The sequence below is a fragment of the Amycolatopsis sp. NPDC114478 genome, from assembly GCF_055633805.1.
In genome coordinates, this window is the sequence record NZ_JBVKDO010000010.1 from 100,878 (window position 1) to 123,311 (window position 22,434).

The 22,434-nt window shown below is 69.5% G+C and carries 24 protein-coding genes; 16 read left to right on the forward strand and 8 right to left on the reverse strand.

Annotation, left to right across the window (positions count from 1 at the left end; all coding sequences use genetic code 11):
- Positions 1-5: 5 nt before the first annotated feature.
- From ACZ7OH_RS26635 to ACZ7OH_RS26650, 4 genes are all read left to right on the forward strand, one after another.
- Positions 6-503: a DoxX family protein gene (locus ACZ7OH_RS26635; RefSeq protein WP_470283273.1), complete on the forward strand. Its 498-nt coding sequence runs from the start codon at positions 6-8 to the stop codon at positions 501-503.
- Positions 500-1,363: a crotonase/enoyl-CoA hydratase family protein gene (locus tag ACZ7OH_RS26640; protein WP_470283274.1), complete on the forward strand. Its 864-nt coding sequence runs from the start codon at positions 500-502 to the stop codon at positions 1,361-1,363. The genes ACZ7OH_RS26635 and ACZ7OH_RS26640 overlap by 4 nt, the downstream gene beginning before the upstream one ends.
- Complete coding sequence (locus tag ACZ7OH_RS26645) at positions 1,360-2,850, forward strand: class I adenylate-forming enzyme family protein (RefSeq protein ID WP_470283275.1); 1,491 nt, start codon at positions 1,360-1,362, stop codon at positions 2,848-2,850. Before ACZ7OH_RS26640 ends, ACZ7OH_RS26645 begins: the two co-directional genes overlap by 4 nt.
- 85 nt (positions 2,851-2,935) lie before the next feature.
- Positions 2,936-3,658 carry a hypothetical protein gene (locus tag ACZ7OH_RS26650; protein WP_470283276.1) on the forward strand — a complete coding sequence of 241 codons (723 nt, stop codon included), beginning with the start codon at positions 2,936-2,938 and terminating at the stop codon, positions 3,656-3,658.
- Positions 3,659-3,672: 14 nt separating this feature from the next.
- On the opposite strand, the gene ACZ7OH_RS26655 is transcribed toward ACZ7OH_RS26650, so the two are convergent.
- Positions 3,673-4,425, reverse strand: coding sequence for an SDR family NAD(P)-dependent oxidoreductase (locus ACZ7OH_RS26655; protein WP_470283277.1), 753 nt, complete (start codon positions 4,423-4,425; stop codon positions 3,673-3,675).
- Between the two features lie 10 nt (positions 4,426-4,435).
- Positions 4,436-5,584, reverse strand: a complete 1,149-nt coding sequence (locus ACZ7OH_RS26660; RefSeq protein ID WP_470283278.1) for an acyl-CoA dehydrogenase family protein — start codon at positions 5,582-5,584, stop codon at positions 4,436-4,438.
- 56 nt (positions 5,585-5,640) lie between these two features.
- On the opposite strand from ACZ7OH_RS26660, the gene ACZ7OH_RS26665 reads away from it, so the two are divergent.
- From ACZ7OH_RS26665 to ACZ7OH_RS26680, 4 genes are all read left to right on the forward strand, one after another.
- Positions 5,641-6,399 carry a crotonase/enoyl-CoA hydratase family protein gene (locus ACZ7OH_RS26665; protein ID WP_470283279.1) on the forward strand — a complete coding sequence of 253 codons (759 nt, stop codon included), beginning with the start codon at positions 5,641-5,643 and terminating at the stop codon, positions 6,397-6,399.
- 65 nt (positions 6,400-6,464) lie between these two features.
- Positions 6,465-7,589, forward strand: a complete 1,125-nt coding sequence (locus ACZ7OH_RS26670; protein ID WP_470283280.1) for a CaiB/BaiF CoA transferase family protein — start codon at positions 6,465-6,467, stop codon at positions 7,587-7,589.
- Positions 7,586-8,731 carry a thiolase family protein gene (locus tag ACZ7OH_RS26675; RefSeq protein WP_470283281.1) on the forward strand — a complete coding sequence of 382 codons (1,146 nt, stop codon included), beginning with the start codon at positions 7,586-7,588 and terminating at the stop codon, positions 8,729-8,731. The genes ACZ7OH_RS26670 and ACZ7OH_RS26675 overlap by 4 nt, the downstream gene beginning before the upstream one ends.
- A gap of 131 nt (positions 8,732-8,862) precedes the next feature.
- The gene (locus tag ACZ7OH_RS26680) at positions 8,863-9,243 is read left to right on the forward strand and encodes a hypothetical protein (RefSeq protein WP_470283282.1); all 381 of its coding nucleotides are present in this window, start codon (positions 8,863-8,865) and stop codon (positions 9,241-9,243) included.
- 41 nt (positions 9,244-9,284) lie between these two features.
- On the opposite strand, the gene ACZ7OH_RS26685 is transcribed toward ACZ7OH_RS26680, so the two are convergent.
- Genes ACZ7OH_RS26685 through ACZ7OH_RS26705 form a run of 5 tightly spaced genes read right to left on the reverse strand, consistent with a single transcriptional unit; the run spans position 9,285 to position 13,718 of the window.
- Positions 9,285-10,142 (reverse strand): mycofactocin-coupled SDR family oxidoreductase, encoded by an 858-nt coding sequence (locus ACZ7OH_RS26685; protein ID WP_470283283.1) that lies wholly within the window; start codon positions 10,140-10,142, stop codon positions 9,285-9,287.
- Between the two features lie 21 nt (positions 10,143-10,163).
- Entirely contained in the window at positions 10,164-10,685 is a 522-nt protein-coding gene (locus ACZ7OH_RS26690) for a flavin reductase family protein (protein WP_470283284.1), read from the reverse strand.
- Positions 10,685-11,866: an acyl-CoA dehydrogenase family protein gene (locus tag ACZ7OH_RS26695; protein WP_470283285.1), complete on the reverse strand. Its 1,182-nt coding sequence runs from the start codon at positions 11,864-11,866 to the stop codon at positions 10,685-10,687. The genes ACZ7OH_RS26690 and ACZ7OH_RS26695 overlap by 1 nt, the downstream gene beginning before the upstream one ends.
- Before the next feature lie 11 nt (positions 11,867-11,877).
- A complete protein-coding gene (locus ACZ7OH_RS26700) occupies positions 11,878-12,723 on the reverse strand; it encodes an alpha/beta fold hydrolase (protein WP_470283286.1) in 846 nt (281 codons plus the stop codon).
- Positions 12,720-13,718 carry a VOC family protein gene (locus ACZ7OH_RS26705; RefSeq protein WP_470283287.1) on the reverse strand — a complete coding sequence of 333 codons (999 nt, stop codon included), beginning with the start codon at positions 13,716-13,718 and terminating at the stop codon, positions 12,720-12,722. Before ACZ7OH_RS26705 ends, ACZ7OH_RS26700 begins: the two co-directional genes overlap by 4 nt.
- A gap of 220 nt (positions 13,719-13,938) precedes the next feature.
- Between ACZ7OH_RS26705 and ACZ7OH_RS26710 the strand changes: the two genes are divergently transcribed.
- Both ACZ7OH_RS26710 and ACZ7OH_RS26715 read left to right on the forward strand, forming a co-directional pair.
- Positions 13,939-15,537 (forward strand): FAD-dependent oxidoreductase, encoded by a 1,599-nt coding sequence (locus ACZ7OH_RS26710; protein ID WP_470283288.1) that lies wholly within the window; start codon positions 13,939-13,941, stop codon positions 15,535-15,537.
- A 25-nt stretch (positions 15,538-15,562) separates the two neighbouring features.
- Positions 15,563-16,294 (forward strand): hypothetical protein, encoded by a 732-nt coding sequence (locus ACZ7OH_RS26715; protein ID WP_470283289.1) that lies wholly within the window; start codon positions 15,563-15,565, stop codon positions 16,292-16,294.
- Here ACZ7OH_RS26715 and ACZ7OH_RS26720 read toward each other — a convergent pair.
- Positions 16,291-17,940 (reverse strand): thiolase C-terminal domain-containing protein, encoded by a 1,650-nt coding sequence (locus tag ACZ7OH_RS26720; protein ID WP_470283290.1) that lies wholly within the window; start codon positions 17,938-17,940, stop codon positions 16,291-16,293. The two genes, ACZ7OH_RS26715 and ACZ7OH_RS26720, sit on opposite strands and share 4 nt — an antisense overlap.
- 119 nt (positions 17,941-18,059) lie before the next feature.
- Here ACZ7OH_RS26720 and ACZ7OH_RS26725 point away from each other — a divergent pair, with 119 nt between their 5' ends.
- The 6 genes from ACZ7OH_RS26725 to ACZ7OH_RS26750 are packed head-to-tail and all read left to right on the forward strand — an operon-like array spanning position 18,060 to position 22,431.
- Entirely contained in the window at positions 18,060-19,208 is a 1,149-nt protein-coding gene (locus ACZ7OH_RS26725) for an amidohydrolase family protein (RefSeq protein WP_470283291.1), read from the forward strand.
- Entirely contained in the window at positions 19,205-19,405 is a 201-nt protein-coding gene (locus ACZ7OH_RS26730) for a hypothetical protein (RefSeq protein WP_470283292.1), read from the forward strand. Before ACZ7OH_RS26725 ends, ACZ7OH_RS26730 begins: the two co-directional genes overlap by 4 nt.
- Positions 19,402-20,220, forward strand: a complete 819-nt coding sequence (locus ACZ7OH_RS26735; RefSeq protein WP_470283293.1) for a mycofactocin-coupled SDR family oxidoreductase — start codon at positions 19,402-19,404, stop codon at positions 20,218-20,220. Before ACZ7OH_RS26730 ends, ACZ7OH_RS26735 begins: the two co-directional genes overlap by 4 nt.
- Positions 20,217-20,996: an NAD(P)-dependent oxidoreductase gene (locus ACZ7OH_RS26740; RefSeq protein WP_470283294.1), complete on the forward strand. Its 780-nt coding sequence runs from the start codon at positions 20,217-20,219 to the stop codon at positions 20,994-20,996. Before ACZ7OH_RS26735 ends, ACZ7OH_RS26740 begins: the two co-directional genes overlap by 4 nt.
- Positions 20,993-21,181, forward strand: a complete 189-nt coding sequence (locus tag ACZ7OH_RS26745; RefSeq protein ID WP_470283295.1) for a ferredoxin — start codon at positions 20,993-20,995, stop codon at positions 21,179-21,181. The genes ACZ7OH_RS26740 and ACZ7OH_RS26745 overlap by 4 nt, the downstream gene beginning before the upstream one ends.
- A 17-nt stretch (positions 21,182-21,198) precedes the next feature.
- A complete protein-coding gene (locus ACZ7OH_RS26750) occupies positions 21,199-22,431 on the forward strand; it encodes a CaiB/BaiF CoA transferase family protein (protein WP_470283296.1) in 1,233 nt (410 codons plus the stop codon).
- The last annotated feature ends 3 nt before the right edge of the window (positions 22,432-22,434 follow it).

Consider the following 22,434-nt stretch of genomic DNA (forward strand, 5'->3'; position numbering starts at 1 on the left):
ACGGGATGAGTGGCAACGACGTTGCGCGATGGGCGCTGCGAGCCGCGATCGGCGGCACGATGATCGCGCACGGAGTGCGGCACGCCCGCACGCTCGACGGCACGGCCAAGTGGTTCGGTTCGGTCGGCTTCCGGCGGCCGGAGCTGCAGGCCCGGGCCAGCGCGGTGGTCGAGATCGGGGCTGGCGCCGCACTGGTGGCGGGAGCCGCGACACCGCTGGCGGCCGCGGCTGTCGTCGGGACGATGGGTGTCGCCGCGCGGGCCGTGCACGTGGGCAACGGGTTCTTCGTGCTGAACGAGGGCTACGAGTTCGTTCTCAACCTCGCTGCCGCGTCGGTGGCCCTCGCCGCGCTCGGCCCCGGCCGGTTCAGCGTCGACGGGGCGCTGGGCTTGGCGGGCCGGGGGACCGGGCCGCGCCGGGCCGCGCTGGCCGCGGGACTGGGGCTCGGGGCAGCTGCCGGGCAGCTCGCCGCTTTCTGGCGCCGACCCGGTGCCGGGCGATGAAGAACTTCTCGCAGATCCGCTGCGAGGTCGCCGACCGTGTCCTGACCGTCACGTTGAACCGGCCCGACCGGCTCAACGCGTTCACGACCACCATGGCCGAGGAGCTGATCGACGCCTTCGATCTGGCCGACACCGATGATGGCGTGCGTGCGGTCGTGCTCACGGGAGCCGGACGCGGTTTCTGCGCCGGCGCGGACCTGGCGGCCGGCGGCGCCACCTTCGACTACCCGGCCGGCGCCGAGCACCGCGATGACGCGGGCCGCGTTTCGCTGCGGATCTTCGATTCGCTGAAGCCGGTGATCGTGGCCTTCAACGGTCCGGCGGTCGGGGTCGGCGCCACGATGACACTGGCCGCCGACATCCGGCTCGCCTCGGCCGACGCACGATTCGGATTCGTCTTCGCCAGCCGGGGCATCGTGCTGGAGGGTGCGTCCACGTGGTTCTTGCCGAGGCTCGTCGGCATCAGCCAGGCCTTGGAATGGTCGGCCACCGGCCGCCTCTTCGACGCGGCCGAAGCCGCGCGGGCCGGACTCGTCCGATCGGTGCACCCGCCGGGTGAGCTGCTTCCGGCCGCGTATGCCATCGCGCGCGAAATCGCCGAGCAAACGGCACCCGTCTCGGTCGCGCTCAACCGGCAGATGCTGTGGCGGATGCTCACCGTCGACCACCCGATGACCGCCCACGTCCTCGAGTCCCGTGCGGTCCAGGAACGCGGCGTCTCCGAAGACGCGAAGGAAGGCATCGCGGCCTTCCTCGACAAGCGCCCCGCCGAGTTCCCCGAGCGGGTGTCGGCCGACATGCCGCGGTTCTACCCGTGGTGGCCCGCCCGCCCGTTCCGCCCGCTGGGCGGTGCTTCGTGACCACCGACCGACCCCTCCCCACGCGGTTGCGCAGGGTTCTCACAGCCGCACCGGAGGAAACTGCCCTGCTCTTCGAAGACCGGAGCTATACCTGGGCTTTCCTGTGGCGGGCGGTCGGCGGCCTCGATCACTTGCTCGCCGACGCCGGGACGCCCGATGCCCGCCGGATCGGCATCGTGCTCCGCAACCGCCCGGGCCACCTGGCCGCGTTGGTCGCGACGATCGCCACCGGCCGCCAGGTCGTGACGCTGAGCCCCTTTCACGGGGACAGTGCGCTGGCCGACGACATCACGACGCTCGCTCCCGACGTCATCGTCGCCGGGCCGGAGGACTGGGCACGGCCCGGTGTGCTCGCCGCGGCCGCTCGGATCGCCGCTGTGCCGCTCGTGACCGGCGAAGGAGACCGTCCGCTGGTTGCCCGACCGGCGGACTGGCAGCCTGACCCGGCCTCGGTGAGCACCGACGACGTCGCGGTGGTGATGCAGACCAGTGGCACCACAGGGAGACCGAAGCGGGTCGAGCTGACCTACCGCAAGCTCACCGCCGCCTTCGAGGCGTCGGGCACCCCCGTCGCCTCGGCCGAGGTGCGGCTGCGCAAGCACCCCTCGATACTCTGGATGTCCCTGGTCCACATCGGTGGCCTGTACTTCGCCATCGCCAACGTCGCAGCCGGCTTGCCTACGGCGCTGCTGGAGAAGTTCGACGTCGAGCGCTGGGCCGCGCTCGTCCGCCGGACGCGACCCCGCCGGGTCCGGCTGGCTCCGGCGGCGCTCCGGATGGTCCTGCAGTCCGATCTACCGCGCGAGATATTCGACGGCGTCGAGCAGGTCTCATCGGGCACGGCTCCGCTGTCGCCCGACGACGCAGATCGGTTCACGGCCCGCTTCGGCGTGCCGGTGCTGTCGGTCTACGGCGCGACCGAGTTCGCCGGCGCGATCGCGGGGTGGGATCTGGCGTTGTACCAGGGCTGGTGGGCCGCGAAGCGCGGCAGCGCCGGACGCGCGTTCCGCGGCAACTCGTTACGGGTGGTCGACCCTTCGACGGGTGCACCGGTCCCCGCCGGAACGATCGGAATCCTGGAGGCCGAGGGACCGCAGCTGCCCGCCGACGGCTGGGTGCGCACGACCGACCTGGCGAGCATCGACGGAGACGGGTTCCTGTTCATCCACGGTCGCGCCGACGACGCGATCAACCGGGGCGGGTTCAAGATCGTGCCGAGTGTGATCGAGGAGGCGCTCCGGGCACACCCGGCGGTGCGCGATGCGTCCGCCGTGGGGATTTCCGACGAGCGACTCGGCGAGGTTCCGGTGGCCGCCGTGACACTTCGGGGTGAGTGTGGGGTGGCCGAGTTGCGGGAGTGGCTCGTTCAGCGGCTGGCTCGGTATCAGGTGCCCACGGAGGTCAAGGTCGTCGAGGAACTGCCCCGGACGCCGTCGATGAAAGTCAGCAGGCCGGACGTGCGTGCGCTCTTCGGCGCAACTGACTGAGACCGCTGTCTTCGACAGCGCATCCCGTAACAGCAGGGGGACACCGCCCAATTATTGGCGTTATTGATGCTGCACGCCGGGTTGGATGGGGCTCGGCGTGGGCATTGCCTCAATCGTCACGGAGTTCCCAGTGGATGCGATTCCCAAGACGACCGGTTGGAGAAGTCCGATCTGGCCGTGGATGGCGGCGAAATATCTCTTCGGGCCGCAACCTTCGCATGGTGCGGACGAAGGCGATCCGCTGGCACGTGCGCGGTCGATTCTGGGCTTCGCGATCATCGTATGGGCTTTCACGGGCTTCGGTGTCAAGAAGAACCTCGTCCTGACGGCCGAGTTGACCAGTAATACCGAAGTGGCCCTCGGCGCATCGGTCGGAGCGACTATCATCGTCGGCAGCATTCTTCTGATCCGTCAGCGCTGCTTTTCGCTCGAGTCTTGGTGGCCGGTGTTTCGTGCCTTGGCCGCACTGGAGACGATGCTGATCGCCATCGTCGACGAAAAATTCTACGCGACCCCGGGATTGTTCGGTTTCGCGGCTACCCTCGCGGCTGTGTGGTACCGGCCGTTCGAGCTCTCCTGTCTGGTCTTCTGGTACTGGTACCCGTTCGGCTCATCACGCCACGTACCGTTGCTGAGTCCCGTGGTCACCGGCATAACCGTTGAGATCGGAGTGACGGTTTCGCTGTTCGGTGGCACGAAGCAGCCGGTGCCCTATCTCCTTTGGCTGGTCGTTACGGTCAGCGGCGCGATGACCTCGCTCGCGCTCGTCGGGTGGGAGGTAATCCGCCTACCTGACCGCCACCGGTAGGGATGGACCCACGCTCAACGCGGTGCCATCCGGATGGCTCCGTCCAGTCGCACGGTCTGGCCGTTCAGATAAGGGTTCTCCAGCATCTCGATCGCCAGCCTCGCGTAGTCGTCGGGGTCGCCGAGACGCTTCGGGTGTGGCACCGAGGCGGCCAGGGTCTCCCGGATGTCCTCCCGGAGCCTGCCCAGCATCGGGGTGTCCATGATCCCCGGCGCGATCGTGTTCACGCGGATCTGCCGGCTCGCCAGGTCGCGTGCCGCCACCAGCGTCATGCCGTGCACCCCGGCCTTGGCCGCGCTGTAGGACGTCTGGCCGATCTGGCCGTCGAACGCTGCCACCGAGGCCGTGAGCACGATCGCGCCGCGATCGCCGTCGACCGGCGAGTTCTTCGCGATCTCCGCCGCCGCCAGGCGCAGCAAGTTGTACGTTCCGATCAGGTTCACGCGCACCACTTCGGCGAACGTGGCCAGGTCGGCCGGGGCGCCGTCCTTGCCGAGGATCCGGGTTCGGTCGCCGCCGCGGCCGGCGCAGTGCACGACGAACCGCAGCGGTCCGGCCGCCGCCACCGCGGATGCCATCGCCTCCGGATCCGTGACGTCCGCCTGCACGAAACGCGCACCGAGGTCCGCGGCCGCTTTGGTGCCCAGTTCCTCGGAGAGGTCGGCCAGCACCACCTGGCCACCTCGTTCCGCGATGCGGCGGGCCGTGGCCAGCCCGAGCCCGGACGCGCCCCCGGTGACCAGCGCCGACGATCCCTCGATCTGCATGCGAAACCCCTTACAAGTCCATGGATTTGCTGATGATGGTCTTCATGACCTCGCTGGTGCCGCCGTAGATCCGGCTGACCCGCGCGTCGGCGTACAGCCGCGCGATCGGGTACTCGAGGATGTAGCCGTAGCCGCCGTGCAGCTGCAGGCACCGGTCGACCGTGCGCCCCTGCGCCTCGGTGCAGAACAGCTTGACCTTGGCCGCGTCGACCGGCGTCAGTTCACCGGCGACGTGCGCGGTGATCGCCGTGTCGAGCATCGCCTGCGCCGCCTCCAGCTCGGCCGCCATCGCAGCCAGTTCGAACTTCGTGTTCTGGAAGAACGACACCGGCTTGCCGAACACCTTCCGCGCTCGCACGTAGGCGGTCGTGACGTCGATCGCCGCGCGTGTCTGGGCGACCGCTCCGACGGCGATCGCGAGCCGCTCCTGGGCGAGGTTGCGCCCCAGCGCCGCGAACGCGTTGCCTTCCTCGCCCAGCAGGTTCGCCACCGGCACCCGCACGTCGGCGAACGACAGCTCTACCGTGTCCTGCACGGACAACCCCAGCTTGTCCAGCTTTCGCCCGACCGTGAACCCGGGCGTCCCCTTCTCCAGCACCAGCAAGGAGAGGCCCCGGCGCCGGTCGTCGGGGTCTGCCGACGTCCGGGCGACGACGATGACGAGGTCGGCGTGGTAGCCGCCGGTGATGAACGTCTTCGCGCCGTTGACGACGTAGTGGTCGCCGCGGCGGAGTGCTTTCGTCGTGACGCCGGCGAGGTCGGAGCCCGTCCCGGGTTCGCTCATGGCGATCGCGGTGTAGAGCTCGCCCGTGGCCAGCCCGGGAAACCAGCGGGCGCGCTGCTCTTCGTTCGCGAGGCTGAGGAAGTACGGCAGGACGACGTCCAGATGGGTGCGCAACCCGCCGAGCGTGACGGTCACGCGTGCGCACTCCTCCTGCAGGACGACGTTGAACCGGTAGTCGTCGAGGCCACCACCGCCGTATTCCTCCGGGACGGCGGTGCCGAGCACGCCGAGCTTGCCCAGCGAGGTGAACAGCTCGCGGGGCACCAGCCCCGCTTGCCGCCAGTCGTCGTAGACCGGAACCACTTCGCGGGCCAAGAAGTCGCGAACCAGGAGGCGGAAGTCTTCATGATCCCTGTCGAAGAGCGTGCGGCGCATGAATTGAGTATACGCATTATGATGCCGTTGACACAGCAGGGACCTGAGGAGCGAACGTGCCGGATGAAGTCCTCGTCGAGCGCCGCGGCGCCGTGCAGATCATCACGATCAATCGACCCGCCGCGAAGAACGCGCTGACCGCGAAGGTGGCCGGAACCGTGGCCAAGGCCGCCGACGAGCTGGACGCGACCGGTGAACTGCGGGTCGGCGTGTTGACCGGCGCCGGCGGCACGTTCTCCGCCGGGATGGACCTCAAAGCGTTCCTGGCGGGGGAGAGCCCGTCGATCGAGGAGCGCGGTCTCTGTGGAATCACCATGACACCGCCGAAGAAGCCGCTGATCGCCGCGGTCGAAGGGTGGGCGCTCGCCGGCGGGTTCGAACTGCTCCTCGCCTGTGACCTCGTGGTCGCCGCGCGAACGGCGAAGTTCGGACTGCCGGAGGTCAAGCGGGCGCTCGTCGCCCGGGCCGGCGGGGCGCTCCTCCTGCCTCAGCGCGTCCCGCCGGCCGTCGCGTTGGAACTGCTGCTGACCGGCGACCCGGTCGACGCCTCACGGGCTGCCGAGATAGGTCTGGTCAACCGGCTCGTCGAGGAGGGCGGCGCGCTGGCCGGCGCGCTCGAACTCGCGGAGAAGATCGCGGCCAACGGGCCGCTGGCCGTGGCGGCCACGAAGCGGGTAGCGAGGGCCGCCTGGTCTCCGAAGGAGGCGTGGCGGAACCAGGCCGCGGTCGTCGAACCCGTCTTCGCTTCCGAAGACGCGCGCGAAGGCGCCACAGCGTTCCGGGAGAAGCGGGCGCCCGTGTGGAAGGGGCGATGAGCATCACTCGAAAAGAGTGTCAGCTATTGCTAGCTTGAAGCGGAACCGGCGCGAGGAGGCCCAGGATGACCACAGGCCCGTTGGCGGGGTGTCGGGTGCTGGAACTCGGTGGCATCGGCCCCGGGCCGTTCGCCGGGATGATCCTCGCCGACCTCGGCGCTGAGGTGGTGCGGATCGACCGGCCCGGCCACGACGAACCCGGCCGCGGCGGACCGGCGGACGTGCTCAACCGCGGCAAGCGCTCGATCGTGCTCGACCTCAAGCGTGACTCGGGTCGAACCACCGTCCTCGATCTGGTCGAACGCGCCGACGTGCTGATCGAGGGGTTCCGGCCGGGCGTCACCGAGCGCCTCGGCATCGGCCCGGACGCTTGCCTCGCACGCAACCCGCGGCTGGTCTACGGGCGGATGACCGGTTGGGGACAGGATGGTCCGCTCGCTGCGGTCGCCGGGCACGACATCACCTACATCGCCCTCACCGGCGCACTGGGAGCGATCGGGCCGGCCGACGGGCCGCCGCAGATCCCGCTGAACCTCGTCGGCGACTTCGGTGGCGGCGGCTGCTACCTCGTCATCGGCGTCCTGGCCGCGCTGCACGCCGCCGAGCACTGTGGCCGGGGCCAAGTCGTCGATGCTGCCATCGTCGACGGCACCGTGAACCTGCTGGCCAGCACCTTCGGCAAGCTCGGCCGCGGCGCCTGGACCGACGAACGCGGGGCCAACCAATTCGACGGCGGAGCCCCTTTCTACGCGGTCTATGAGACGCGCGACGGCGGACACGTCGCCGTCGGCGCACTTGAACCGAAGTTCTACAGGCGGCTGCTCGACCTGCTCGAACTCGACGTCGATCCGGAACGCCAGCACGATCGCGAGACGTGGCCGGAGCTGCGCGACGTGCTGGCGAAGCGGTTCGCCGAACGCTCCCGTGACGAGTGGGCCACGGTGTTCGGAGGCACCGATGCGTGTGTCGCCCCGGTGCTGAGCCTCACCGAATCCGCCGGGCATCCGCACCTGGCCGCGCGGGGCAGTGTGATGCTCCGGGACGGCGTCGCGCAGCCTGCCGCGGCTCCGCGGTTCTCCCTGACCCCGGCAAATCCTGGCGCAGCGGCCTCGACCGTCGGCGCCGACACCGAAGCTGTCCTCCGCGACTGGGGACTCACCCCGCCGCCGAGCGAAAGGAACCGACTATGAGGGACGCGGTCATCGTCGATGCCGTCCGCACACCGATCGGCAAGCGCGACGGCACCCTATCCGGCGTGCACGCCGCCGACCTGTCGGCTCGGGTACTCATCGCGCTGGTCGAACGGACCGGCATCGATCCGGCCACCGTGGACGATGTGCTGTGGGGCTGCGTCACGCAGATCGGCGACCAGTCGAGCAACATCGGCCGGTTCGCAGTGCTGGCTGCCGGCTGGCCCGAGCAGGTGCCGGGCGTGACGATCAACCGCGCGTGCGGCTCCAGCCAGCAGGCGGTCGATTCGGCCGCGCACGCGGTCATGGCGGGTCAGTACGACCTCGTGGTCGCGGGCGGCGTGGAGACGATGAGCCGGGTGCCGCTCGGGGCGCACCGCACCACCGGGCAGCCGTACGGGCCCGCCGTCCTGGCGCGGTACGACGGCTTCGAGTTCAACCAGGGCGTCGGTGCCGAACTGATCGCCGAGCGCTGGGGGTTCGCCCGGGAGCGCCTCGACGAGTTCGCCGCCGGGTCGCACGCCAAGGCCGCCGCCGCGATCGACGCCGGCGTGTTCGACGACCACGTCGTACCGATCGACGTCGACGGTGTGAAGTTCGCGGTGGACGAGGGCTTGCGGCGCGGTACCTCGGTCGAGACGCTGGCTCGCCTCAAGCCTTCGTTCAAACCCGGCGGCGTCATCCACGCGGGTAACGCGTCGCAGATCTCCGACGGCGCGGCCGCCCTGCTCATCGCGACCTCCGAACGGGCCGCCGAACTGGGATTGAAGCCGATTGCCCGCTACCACTCGGGTGCGGTCAGCGGCGCGGACCCGATCACGATGCTGCTCGGCCCGATCCCGGCCACGGAGAAGGTCCTGCGCCGAGCCGGGCTCTCGATCGGCGACATCGGCGCGTTCGAGGTCAACGAGGCCTTCGCCCCGGTACCGCTGGCTTGGCTGGCCGAGACCGGCGCGGACCCCGAACGGCTCAACCCGCTGGGCGGCGCGATCGCGGTCGGCCACCCGCTCGGCGGCTCGGGGGCGATCCTGATGACGCGCCTGCTGGCCCGGATGCGCGGGGAAGGCTTGCGGTACGGGCTGCAGACAATGTGCGAAGGCGGCGGAACGGCCAACGCGACGATCATCGAGCTGATGGCCTGAAATTGTCCATAATTCGGTCGCTTGACAAAGCGAACCGAACATGAGGATGGTATTGGTGCAGCACCTGACGACCATCGCCGGATGCCGGGTCCCCAGATGTAATCGCCACATCTACGTGGAGGGAAAGCACGATGTCTTGGCATCTCGTCGAATCTCGGGAAGTTCAGGTAGCCGAAAGAGACGCGGCAATCGACACGCACATGCAGGTGCGGGCGGGCGACACCCTGATCTTCCACGCCTGGGGGTCGATCTGGGCCGGTGTCTGGTTCACAGGCAACAACGGCCCGGAGGGCTGGAACTGGATCGACAACGATCCGAAGTTCCCCCTCAAGGGTTCTCATCCGTTCTGCCTCATCGGCCGACTCGATTCCGGTCCGTTCTACATCGGCGCGGATCGTCGGCTGGACGAAACTCCCGACCAGGGAACCCTCTTCCTTGAGATCAACGACGACGTGCACGGAAACGGCAACGGGGCATTCCACTGCCAGATCCAGCACTACCGCAACGACTGACCTTCCGGGCCGGCGACCGGGGACGTCGCCGGCCCGGAAAATCAGAACTGCGGTTGCGGCAGCCGTTTGTTGACTATCACTCCGCCGTCGACGCGCAGTTGCGTGCCGCTGATGTACCGGGACTCGTCGGACACCAGGAACAGCACCGCTTCGGCGACGTCGCCCGGCTCGACGTACGGCAGTCCCATCGCCGTCATCGACTCGAACGCCGGCAGAGCGTCCTCGCGGGTCGGGTTCTCCAGGTCGGGCCGGAACACCCGGTACATCGGCTCGCTGTTGAGCATGTCGGTGTTGGTGTTCGTCGGGTGCACCGCGTTCACCCGGATCCGGCGCGGTGCGAGGACGATCGCCAGGTCGTTCACGAACGCCGCCACCGAACGCTTGGCGAACGAGTAGCCCAGCTTCCCCGCATCCGGCGTGCCGCTGTGGGTCGGCGGCAGCAAGGCCGCCGCCGAGCCGGTCGCGACGATCGCGGCCCCGTCCGGCAGGAACGGCAGTGCCGCCTCGACCGCGTGCACCACGCCGTTGAAGTCGACTGTGACCGCGTCGACGAACGCCTGCGCATCACCGTTGCCGATCGGCGCGATGCCGGCTTGAGCCACGACGGCGTCGAGCCGCCCGAGTTCCGCCACGCCCGAAGCCACCGCGGTCTTCAGCGCGCCGGCGTCGCGGACGTCCACGGTCGTGGTCACGATCCGGCGGTCGAGCTTCTCCACCTGGCGCGCCGTTTCCTCCAGGTCCGCCGGTACGGCCAGGGGATAGCCGACGCTGTCGATCTGCGTACAGAGGTCGACCGCGATGATGTGCGCGCCCTCCTCGGCCAGCCGCAGTGCGTGCGCCCGTCCCTGCCCGCGAGCCGCTCCGGTGATGAAGACGACCTTGTCCTGTACCCGGCCCATCCGGGCCTCCTTTCCGAGGGCTTACCAGCCGACGAGCCGGTCCAGCACGAGCGAGGTGGCGGAGAAGTAGTCGCCGTAGCCGCCGCGGAAGAACAGCAGCGGCGTCTTCGGCGACTCGACGCGCAGGTCGTGGACGCGGCCCACGACCAGCAGGTGGTCGCCGAGCTCCACCTCCTGCTCGACGGTGCAGTCCACCCACGCGACGATTCCGTCGAGCACCGGGTTCCCGAGCGGGGATGGTGCCCAGGAGACCGTGTCGAACTTGGCGGTACCGCTGACCGCCATCTGCCGGCAGACCGGTTCCTGGTCGGCCGCCAGCACGTTTGCGCAGTACCTGCCCGCGGCGCGGATCCGAGGGAGCGTGCGTGACGAGCGGGCGGCCAGGAACGACACCAGCGGCGGGTCGAGCGACACCGAGTGGAACGTGCCGACGACCATTCCGGCCGGCTGTCCGTCCGGTTCCGTCGCGGTGACGGCGACGACCGCGGTCGGCAGGTTGCCGAGCACGTCCCGGAACTGCCGGCCGTCGAAGGGGGTGGCCATCAGACCAGGATCCGCATCGGGGGTGGCAGCTCGAGCCCCATCTGGGTCAGGGCGTTGGCGTGGTAGGCGACTCCCGGCACGTGGATCATGTGGGAGAGCCCGGCGTGCGCGTCGCGCCAGAACCGCTGGATGGGGTTGCTCCGCCGGATGGCGTTCCCGCCCGAGCGGGCGAAGATCTCGTCGACGGCGGCGACTGCCCGCCAAGCGCAGCGCACCTGGTTGCGTCGTACGTCCGACCTCGCCTCCAGCGAAACCGGCTTGCCGGACTCCAGGGTGTCGAAGAGCCGGCTGATGCCGTCGAGCAGCTGGATGCGTGACGCCTGGATCTCGGATGACGCTTCCCCGGACGCGTAGAGGACGTAGGGGTCGTCGCGCACCTGAACGCCGGTGACCGCGACCCGATCGCGTTGCTGGGCCACGTGGACGGCCAGCGCACCTTCGCAAATGCCGATCACCGCGGCGGTGATCCCCAGTGGGAACATCGCGGCGAAGGGCAGCTGGTACAAGCTGTCGGTGACACCGTGTTCTTCGGCGGCGCGTCCTTCCTGGACGGCGACTTGATCGAGGGTCCGGTAGTCGGGCACGAAGGCGCCCTCCACCACGACGTCCTTGCTCCCGGTGCCGGCCAGGCCGACCACGTCCCAGGTGTCGTCCAGGATCCGGTAGTCCGACCGCGGCAGGATCACGTGCCGGACGGACGGGGGCATCACCGGCTTTCCCCTGCCGTCCCCGACCATCGCGCCGAGGAAGTCCCACTCGCAATGGTCGGCACCCGACGAGAACGGCCACCGTCCGTTGAGGACGTAGCCACCGTCGGCAGGTTCCGCGATCCCGTTCGGCATGTAGGGCGACGCGATCCAGGTGTCGGGGTTGGTGCCCCAGATCTCCTGCCCGAGCCGCTGGTCCATCTGGGCGACCTCCCAGGGGTGGACCCCGACGACGCCGCAGACCCAGCCGGCCGCGCCGTCGTGCCGCGCGACCGCCATCACGGCCTCCGCGAAGTCGCGGGGATGAGCTGCGTAACCGCCGAACTTCCGCGGCTGCAGCAGCCGCATGACACCCGCGGCCCGGAGCAGGGCGACGGTCTCGTCGCTCAGCTTGCCCAGGGTTTCGTTTTCTTCGGCGAGTGCCGCCAGCTTGGAACCCGACTCCTCGATCCGGCTCACCACTTCGTGGGCCATGTCGCCACCTCCTACTCGGACGCTTTGCGGGTGAGGAACTCCGTCACGACCCGCTCGAAATCGGTTTTGCGCTCCACTTGCACCCAGTGCCCGCAGCAGGCGAAGGTGTGCAGTTCGACGTCGGGCAGCCAGCGGGTCGCGAAGTGCGCCTGGTCGTAGGGCAGCATCCGGTCGTCACGGCCCCAGAGCAGCAGGGTCGGCGTGCGCACGGTGGCCGCGCGCGTCCACAAGGGCGGGTGCTCGGCTTGGCGGCGAGGATCGAACATCGACCCGAAGATGATCTTCATCCGCTGGATGGCGTCGCCGCTGGTGGCGTTGCGCAGCCGTTCGTCGACCAGGTCGTCGGTCACCCGGCTCTGGTCGAACACCATCGTCCGGATCCATTCGCTCATCCGGTCACGAGTGGGATCCTCCAGGAACTCGAACAGCCGCTTGAAGCCTTCGCTCGGTTCGGCCTGGAAGAGCCCGGTCGACAATCCGCCGGAGCCCATGAGGGCCATCCGCCGCACGCGGTCGGGGGCCTGCACCGCCAGCTCGGCGGCGACCGCGCCGCCCATGGAGTTGCCGATGAAGACCGCGGACTCGATGCCCAGCTCGTCCAGCAGCCGCAGGATCCACCTGGCCGCGACGACGGGGTAGGGCGCATCGAGTTCGGGCAGCTCGGTGCCGCCGAAGCCGGGGAGGTCCGGGGCGATGGTGCGGAACCGCTCGGCGAACACCGGCAGGTTGTCCCGGAAGTTCGACCACGCGGTGACGCCCGGGCCCGAACCGTGGAGCAGCAGCAGCGGCTCGCCCTCCCCGGCCTCGTGGTAGGCGAAGGTGAGCCCCTCGATCACCTTCGTGGCGGGGGTGCTCATGGGACCAGCCCCGCCGACGGGGAGGTGGACAGGAATGCGCCGCCCGGGCCGACGTCGAGGACGTCGCCGTACCAGGTCTGCCCGTACTGCAGCTCGGGCAGCTTCCACTCGAGGGCTTCCCACGCCGGGTCGAAGATCAGGTAACCGCCCGAGTACAGCTCGATCCGGTGCCCGGAGCCGGGGTCGTGGATGTAGAGGTACATCGCCTGGCCGATGCCGTGTTTGCCGGGGCCGTGGCCGTAGGCGATGTCGAGGTCGCGGATCTGGTCGGCCGCGGTGAGGATGTCGTGGAAGTTCTCGACGTTGAACGCGACGTGGTGGAACTGACCGGGTTGGTCCTCGGCGGCGACGCCGATCGCGACGTCGTGGACCTGCGGGGTCACCGACAGCCACGAGGCCAGGATGATGTCCGGGGCCTGGGGCAGCCGGGCGAACTCGCGGCGCTTGAAGCCCAGTCCCGTCTGCAGCCAGCCTTCGGCCTCGTTCACGGTCGCGGCGCTGGTCTGCAGGTTGATGTGATCGAGCCGGCGCACGCCGAGACCGCGCCGGCGTGAGCTGTTGCTGAGGATCTTCGACCGGATGGACTCGTCGGCCACGGGCTTCTCGATGTCGTAATACAGCTCGAACGGGTGCTCGCTGCCGGGAACGAGGAACCGGACGGCCTCGCCCCGGCCGGTCTCGTGGCCCACGGCCAGCTCGACCGTCTGCAGCCCCTCGTTCTCCAGCTGCTTCTGGAACAGCTCGACGTCCTGCTTGCGCTTGACCCGGAAGCCGTAGGAGTTGACCCGGGCCTCTTCCTGCTGGGTCAGCACCAGGGAGTGGTGCACCAGCTCCTGGTAGCCGCGCAGGTAGGCGACGCCGTCGGCCTGCGCGACGACCTCCATGCCGAGCAGGTCGCGGAAGAACCAGAGCGAGCGCTCGAGGTCGGGGGTGCCGAGGTCGATGGTGCCCGCGTGGGCGATCTGCGGCCCCGGGTCGTAGTCGGGCTGGGCCATGGGGACTCTCCTTCGAGCCGATGGGGATGCGCCGAGCGCCATTATGGGCGACCTTACCTGAGAAGAGTATCCCCAAATGAGCATTGACAGTGTCACCGTGACAGCGCACGATCCCTGTGCTGGCTGGGAAAACGTGTTTGTCACGGAGTGACAATCCGGAGCGGTCGAGCGTATTGCCTAATGAGGATACCTATTTGCCCAGCGGATCAGGAGGTGGTCGATGACCGCGAACGAAGACACCTACGACATCGTCTTCGTCGGGTCCGGAGGTGCCGGCCTCGTCGGCGCCTACGTGGCGGCGTCGCGCGGGCTGCGCACACTGGTGCTCGAGAAGACCGGGCTCGTCGGCGGCACTACCGCCTATTCGGGAGCCGGGCTGTGGTTCCCGGGTTCGGCCCCGATCGCGCGGGCCGGCATCGAGGACGACGTCGAGAAAGCGCGCACATACCTGCGCGCCGTCGTCGGCGACGGCTCGCGGGAAGGGCTTCAGGACGCCTACCTCGAAGCCGGTGCGCAGCTCGTCGACGAGCTGGAGAAGAACCAGTGGTTCCAGTCGTTCGTGCACGGGCCGGTGCCGGACTACTTCCCGGCGGCCCCGGGGGCCTCGGTGTACGGCCGGACGATCTTCCCACCGGAGGTCGCCGTCGCCGAGCTCGGTGAGCACGCCCCGCTGGTGCGCGGCCCGATCCCCGCCGAGCGGTGGGGTGTCGACCAGGGGCCCGTTCTCAACGGCGGCCGGGCGCTGATCGCCCGCGCACTGGCGGCGTTCCTGGAAACCGGCAACGGCGTCCTGCACGTCGAAACGGCGTTGGAGAGCCTGCTGCGCGAAGGTGACCGGGTCGTCGGCGTGGTGGCGACCCAGGGCGGGGAACGGCGGACGTTCCGCGCCACCCGAGGCGTCCTCCTGGCGGCCGGCGGCTTCGAGCGCAACGCCGATCTGCGCGCCGAGTACCAGCCGATCCCGCTGACCGGCGAATGGTCCAACGGCGCTCCGGGCAACACCGGCGACGCGCTGCTGGCGGGCATCGCCGCCGGCGCGGACACCGATCTGCTCGACGAGTCGTGGTACGTCCCCGGCCTGGTGCAGCCGGACGGCCTCCCGGTGTTCCAGAGCGGCTTGCGCGGCGGGATCTGGGTGAACGCCGCGGGGGAGCGGTTCATGAACGAGGCCCGCCCATACGACCAGGCGGGCCACGAGCTGGCCCGCCTGCACGCCGAGTCGGGCGTCCCGCACGTGCCCGCGCACTGGATCCTGGATCAGAGGCAAGTCGACCGGGACAGTTTCGGCGGTCCGCCCGACCAGCCGATCGCCCCGGAGTGGTTCTCGTCGGGGGCGTTGAAGAAGGCTGACACCCTGGAGGAGCTGGCGGAGCTGGCCGGCGTCCCGTTCGGGGCGCTCAGCCGGACCGTCGAGAAGTTCAACGGCTACGCGCGCGCCGGTGTCGACGAGCAGTTCCACCGCGGGGAGACGCCGTGGGACCGGATGTTCCACCACATCGTGCCGTTCCCGTTCCTGCCCGAACAGGCTTATCCGGCGAAACCGTCCCCGGACTGGCCCAACCCGATCCTGCTTCCCCTGGACACGCCACCGTTCTACCTCGCGACGATCGTGCTGTCCGACATCGGCACCAAGGGGGGCCTCAAGACGGACGAGAACGCGCGAGTGCTGCGGCCGGACGGTTCGCCGATCGAGGGTCTCTACGCCGCGGGCAACACGGCCGCACCGATGTCGGGCCGCGTCTACCCCGGTGCGGGCACGCCCATCGGCTCGGGACTCGCGTTCGCCTACCGGGCCGTGCTGGACATCGTTTCCGCCTGACTGGACGGATCAAAGGAGATCCTCTGTGGACGACAAAGTGAAGTTCCGGCTCTACCGGCTTTCGGTGTGGTGCGGGGTGATCGTCCTGGTGGCGTTCACCGTCGCGTTCACCGTGGTGGGCCGGCTGACGCCGCCCATCCCGCCGACGGCCACCGCGGAGCAGGTGACGGGATACCTGGCGACGAACCGCACGGGCGTCCTTTGGGCGGTGGTCATCATGGGTGTCTTCGCTCCGCTGTTCTACCCGTTCGCCGTGGTCACCAGCCTGCAGATGCGGCGCATCGAAGGTGGCTGGGGCCTGCTGTCGATGGTGCAGCTGACGACCGCGGTGGTCGCCCCGACCGGCTGGCTCTACCCGCTCGCGGTGTACGCCACCGCGGCCTTCCGGCCCAACCGTGACCCGCAGCTGGTGCTGCTGCTGAGCGACCAGTTCTGGCTCACCTACGTCGGGGTGGCGGTGATCTTCGTGCTGAACGTCGCGGTGATCGGCCTGTCGGCGTTCGTCGGCCGCCGTCCGAACCCGGTATTCCCGCGCTGGTTCGGCTGGCTCAACTTCGCCGCGGCGGTCTGCCTGCTGCCCGGGGTCTTCGTGTACGTGTCGCCGGACGGTCCGTTCGCGTGGAACGGCGTGTTCGCGATGATCATTCCGGCAGTGGCGTTCCTGGTGTGGAAGATCGCCATGATCGTGGTGCTGTTCCGAGCGGTGAAGTCCGAGGAGCGGGAAAGCCTGGCGGCGGCTGTGCTCGTGCCGGCCTAAGCCCCACGCAGGAGGAGGGCGCCGGACGGCGCTCCGCCGCCGGCGGTGACCACTGCCGTCCGTGCGCTCTCCACCTGACGTCCGTGCGCCTCGCCGCGCAACTGCAGCATCGCCTCGCGGACGAAGCCGTAACCGTGTAACCGGCCGGCCGAAAGCTGCCCGCCGTGGGGGTTCAGCGGCAGAGCGCCGTCCAGTGCGATCGTCTTGCCGCCGTCGACGAAGCCGGTCGCCTCGCCGGGGCCGCAGAACCCGAGGTTCTCCAGCCAGGACACGGCGTTGAACGTGAACCCGTCGTAGAGCAGTGCGAGGTCGACGTCCGCCGTGGTCAGGTCCGTGCGGGTCCACAGGTGGGCCGCCGGGCCGCGGGACTGGGGGACGTGCGTCAGCGTGTCCTGGTCCCAGCTGAGCCGCTCCAGGATCGCCGTGCCGACGGCTTCGACCAGAACCGGCGGTTTCGGTCGGTCGGCAGCGGTTTCGATCGCGGAGACAATGACGGCGACCGCGCCGTCACAGGGCACGTCACAGTCGTAGAGCCCGAAGGGCGTTGTGACGGTACGAGCGGCGAAGTAGTCGTCCATCGTAAAGGGATCCCGGTACAGCGCCTCGGGATTGCGGGCTGCCCCGGCCCGGGCGGTGACGGCGATCGCGCCGAGCACTTCGCGGCCGACGCCGTAACGATGCAGGTAGTGGGAAGCGTGACAGCCGATCCATTGCGCGGGGGACACGGCACCGAACGGTGCTCGCCACTCCAACATCCCGGTGGCCCGGCTGCTGGGGGTATCCCACGCACCGGATCGGACGAGCGCCGCGTGCGAGGACTCCCAGACCGTGCGGAAGCACAGCACGTGCCGGCACAGCCCGCTCGCGACCGCGAGCATGGCGGCAATGATCGAGCCGATCTGGCCCGGCACCTCGCTGCCGCCGTTCACCCAGGTCGGGCGCAGCTGCAGCGCTTCGGTCAACGCGGTGATCCCGCCTTCGCTCAGACCGGTCGGATTCGGTCCGGGGTAGGTCGACAAGCCGTCGATCTCGTCCAGGTCCAGGCCGGCGTCGGCCGCGGCGGACAGGCATGCCTCGACCGTCAGCGAGATCGGATCCACCATGAGCCGTCGTCCGACCTGCGACTGGCCGACGCCGGTCAGGGCGACTGCGTCCTCGAACTTGCGAAGGGTGGCCATCGGGCGAAGCGAGGTGCGGACCCCGCGTGGTTCGGGAACCGGGCCTGGCTGCGCGGCGTCGGGATCCGGTTCGAACAGGGGCAGGTGAATGTCCCGGTGTTGCTCGAACCGGACTCGCACCGGCATGCCGATGTACACGTCCTCCGGCTCGCAGCCGACGATGTTGGTCGTCAGCCGGGCCCGGTCGTCCTCGGCGAGCGCGACGATCGCGACGACGTACGGCGGCGGGAAGCCTGGCAGCCACGCCTGGTGCGTGACGCTGAAGCCGACGACGACGCCCTTTCCCGAGGTGGGTTCCAGCGCCACGGTCCGACAACGGCATTCGGGGCAGACGGGTCCTGGGGGGTGGAACCAGCGATCGCAGGCATCGCAATGGGCGATCCGCAGCACGCCGTCCGCGCCCGAACGCCAGAACGCGGCGCTCGCGAGTGTCGGCTGTGGCAGTGGCCTAGAGATCGTCGAAGTCACCTAAAGAGGATACTTAATATCTCTTCTCTGCGCGCTTTGGGTCTTGAAAACCGAGTACATCTCGGTGCATGCTGAGAAACAGGTATACACAATGCGCCGGTTGATGAGGGAGCGCGACGATGCCGTTGCAGCCGTGGATGAAGTTGCTGTCGACCGACGACCACCTGATCGAGCCCCCGCGTCTGTGGGCCGACCGGTTGCCGGCCAAGTTCCGCGAGGCCGGTCCCCGGAGTGTGGAGCGACCGCGGCGTGACGGAGCCGCGCCCGCCGAGGTCTGGTGCTACGAGGACCGGATCTACCCCTACATCGGGCTGAACGCCGTCGCGGGCAAGAAGCCCGAAGAGTTCGGCATGGAGCCGACCCGTTACGACGAGATGATCCCGGGGTGCTACGACCCGAAGGCGCGGCTGCGCGACATGGACCTCGACGGCGTGTGGGGTGCGCTGTGCTTCCCGTCGTTCCCGCGGTTCGCCGGCACGGTCTTTCTGGAAGGACAGGACAAAGAGCTCGCGCTCCTGTGCGTGCGGGCGTGGAACGACTTCGTGTTCGACGAGTGGTGTGCGCCGGCGCCGGACCGGCTGATCCCGCTGGTCATCCTGCCGCTGTGGGACGTGCAGGCGTGCGTCGCCGAAATCCACCGCACTGCGGCCCGGGGCGCGAAAGCCATCTCCTTCCCGGAAAACCCGGTACCGCTGGGACTGCCGTCGTTCCACACCGACCACTGGGACCCGGTCTTCTCCGCGGCCGAAGAAGCCGATCTGCCGATCTGCCTGCACTTCGGCACCTCGGGCAGCGCGCCCAAGACCGCACCGGAAGCTCCCTTCGCGGTGACGATCGCCTTGTTCGGCTGCAATTCGATGTACGCGGCGGCGGACCTGCTCTTCTCCCCGGTGCTGCACAAGCACCCACGGCTGAAGATCGGGCTGTCCGAAGGCGGTATCGGCTGGGTGCCCTACCTGCTGGAGCGGATCGACACCACCTGGGAACGGCACCGCTTCTACCAGAACGTCAACCAGGAGGTCCGCCCGTCGGAGCTGTTCCGCGAGCACTTCCACGGCTGCTTCATCGACGACCGGTTCGGGGTGAAGTCGCGCCACGACATCGGCGTCGACCTGATCACCTGGGAGTGCGACTACCCGCATTCCGACTCCTACTGGCCGAAGAGCCGCGCCTACGCCGCCGAGGTGCTGGCCGACGTCCCGGACGACGAAGTGCACCGGATCGTCGAGCTGAACACTCGCCGCCTCTACAACTTCCCCGCCGCATGAGCCGCCGCCCCGAATCCGAGCGGTCCGACTGGACCGACCTCGACCTGCTGACCCGCGACGAAGCCGCCGGGCGCCTCGAGGAGGAGATCACCGACGTCGAGAGCAAACTCGGCGACGCCGGTCCGGCCGAGCGGGAACTGCTCGAGGTGCGGCTGCGCGCGTTGCGTGACGCGGTCGCGGAACTGGCGGGCTCATGAGCACCGGCAGGGTCGCGGGCAAGGTCGCCCTCGTCACCGGCGCGGCCCGCGGCCAAGGCCGCTCCCACGCGGTCCGGCTGGCCGAAGAAGGCGCCGACGTCGTCGTGACCGACGTGTGCCACGACATCTCCGGCGCCGTGCGGTACCCGCTCGGGTCGAAGGACGAGCTCGAAGAAACGGCCGAGCTCGTCCGGGCCACGGGCCGCCGATGCGTTGTTCTCCAAGCCGATGTCCGCGCCATCGCCGAGGTCCGGGCGGCCGTCGACGCCGCCCACGCCGAACTCGGCCGGCTCGACGTCGTCGTCGCCAACGCCGGGGTCACCAGCATGGGCAGCGCCTGGGAACTGTCCGAAGAGGAATGGGACGTGGTGATCGACGTCAACCTCAAGGGCGCGTGGAACACAGCGCGCGCGACGATTCCCCGGATGATCGAGGCAGGCGCCGGCGGTTCGATCGTGCTGACCAGCTCGGCCGCGGGCATCCGCGGCCACGTTCCCTACGCGCACTACGTGGCCAGCAAACACGGAGTCGTCGGCCTGATGAAGGCGCTGTCGAACGAGCTCGCGAAACACTCGATCCGGGTGAACAGCGTGCACCCCACCGGGGTCAGCGGCACGGGGATGGCGCCCACCGCGGCTTTCGAGGACCTCGCCGGTCGCGAGCCGCTGTTCGGCATGGGCGTGATGAACCCCCTCGCGCCGCTCGTCGAACCGCGGGACGTCTCGAATGCCGTGCTGTTCCTGGCCTCGGACGAAGCCCGGTACGTCACCGGTCTGCAGTTCACCGTCGACGCGGGCGGGACGAACAAACCGTGATCGGGTTCGTCGGTGCGGGACACCTCGGCGAGCCGATGGTGGAGCGGCTCCTGGGCGCCGGGCACGAGGTCCGCGTGTACGCGCGGCGGGAGGAAGTCCGCGAACGGCTCTCGGCCGCCGGGGCCGAACCGGCCGACAGCGCGCGCGGGCTGCGTGGCTGCGACATCGTCGTCAGCTGCCTGTACAGCGACGCGCAGGCGCTCGAAGTGCTCCCCGAGATCATGGCCCGGGACATGCTGGTCATCTCGCACACGACCGGGCGGCCGGAAACCCTCGCCGCGCTCGCCGGACACGGTGCCGCGGTCGTCGACGCGGCCTTCAGCGGGACAGCGGAGGCGGTCCGCGCCGGGCGCCTCACCGTGTACCTCGGCGGCGAACCGGACCACGTCGCCAGCGCCCGCGAAGTCGTCGCCGCATACGCCGACCCGGTCATCGAGACGGGACCGCGCGGCTCGGCGATGCGCGTGAAGCTGCTCAACAACCTGCTGTTCGCCGCGATTTCCCAGGTCACACTGCGCGGGCTCGAGACGGCGCGTGCATCGGGCATCGACGAGAACGTGCTGCTGGACGTCTTGGCCGTCAGCAGCGGCGGCAGCAAAGCGGCGCAGTACATCGCCGCACGTGGCGGAGCCGAGAAGTACGCCGCCGCGGTGACCCCGTTCCTGCGCAAGGACCTGGCCGCTTGCCAGGACACCGTCGCCGGCCTCGCGGAACTGTTGACCGTCGCCCACATGGGTCCGCTGGACCTGCACGAAGAGAACGGAGTTCCCCGATGAACGTCACAGTCGACACCCGGCTGTGCTCCGGCCACGCCCGATGCGCGGCGACCGCGCCGGAGGTGTTCGAACTCGACGACGACGGCTACGCACTGCCGCTCGAGAACGACGTGCCGGCCGACAAGCTCACCCAAGCGCGTGAAGGCGCGTACGCGTGCCCCGAGCGCGCGATCACCGTCGACTGAACGAGGAGGTGACCCGGGTGCACCGGCCGATGGAAGGCGTGCGCGTCCTGGAAGTCGCGCAGTTCACCTTCGTTCCCGCCGCGGGCGCGGTGCTCGCGGACTGGGGCGCCGACGTCATCAAGATCGAGCACGCCGAGCGCGGCGACGCGCAACGCGGGCTTTCCCGCGTGCTCGGCCAGGCGACGGCGGCCGAAGGCTCGACGTTCCTGCCGCTCATGGAAGGCCCGAACCGGGGGAAGCGCAGCGTGGGGCTGGCTCTGGAGAAACCGTCGTCGAGGCGGGTGTTCGAAGAGCTGGTCAAGTCTAGTGACGTCTTCCTCACCAACTTCCTCCCGGACGCCCGCGCCAAGCTCAAGATCGAGCTGGACGACGTGCGCGCGCTGAACCCGGACATCGTCTACGTCCGTGGCAGCGGATTCGGCCAACGGGGGCCGGAAGCAGGCAAGGGCGGCTACGATAGCACGGCCTTCTGGGCGCGCGGCGGCAGCGCGGCCGGGGTGACACCACCCGGTGCCGACCGGACTCCGCGGATGCCGGCCGGGGCGTACGGCGACGTGATCGGCGGGATGACGATCGCAGGTGGCATCGCGGCGGCGCTCTACTCACGCCAGGCCACCGGCAAGCCGTCCGTGGTCGACGTCTCGCTGCTCGGCGTCGGGGCCTGGGCCACCCAGCTCACGGTCAACCAGGCGTTGCTCAAGGGCGGCCCGCTGCCACCGCGGGAACACCCCAAGCACGGCTCGGCGACCAATCCGCTGATCGGCGGCTACCGGACCGCCGACGGGAAGTGGCTGGAGCTGGCGATGCTCCAGCCCGGCCGCTACTGGCCGGAGTTCTGCCGCCTCGCCGGCCGGGAGGAGCTCGTGACCGACGAGCGCTTCTCGGACGTCGAGAAGATCATGGCCAACGCCGTCGAGGCCGCGGAAGTCATCGCGGACATCATCAGCGAGCGGACGTTCGCCGAGTGGACCGACGTCCTGTCCCGGGGGGAAGGCCAGTGGGCCGCCGTGCAGGGCCCGTGGGAGGTCGCCCAGGACCCGTCGCTGCGCGCGAACGGCCTCATCGTCCCCGTCGTCGATGCCGAAGGACGCGAGCGGGAGCTGGTGGCCAGTCCGGTCCAGTTCGAGCAGACCCCGGTGACGTTCACCCGGGCGCCCCAGTTCGCAGAGCACACCGACGAGGTCCTGCGGGAGCTCGGGCTCACCGACGACGAGCTCATCCAGCTGAAGATCGACGGCGCCGTCACCTGAGAG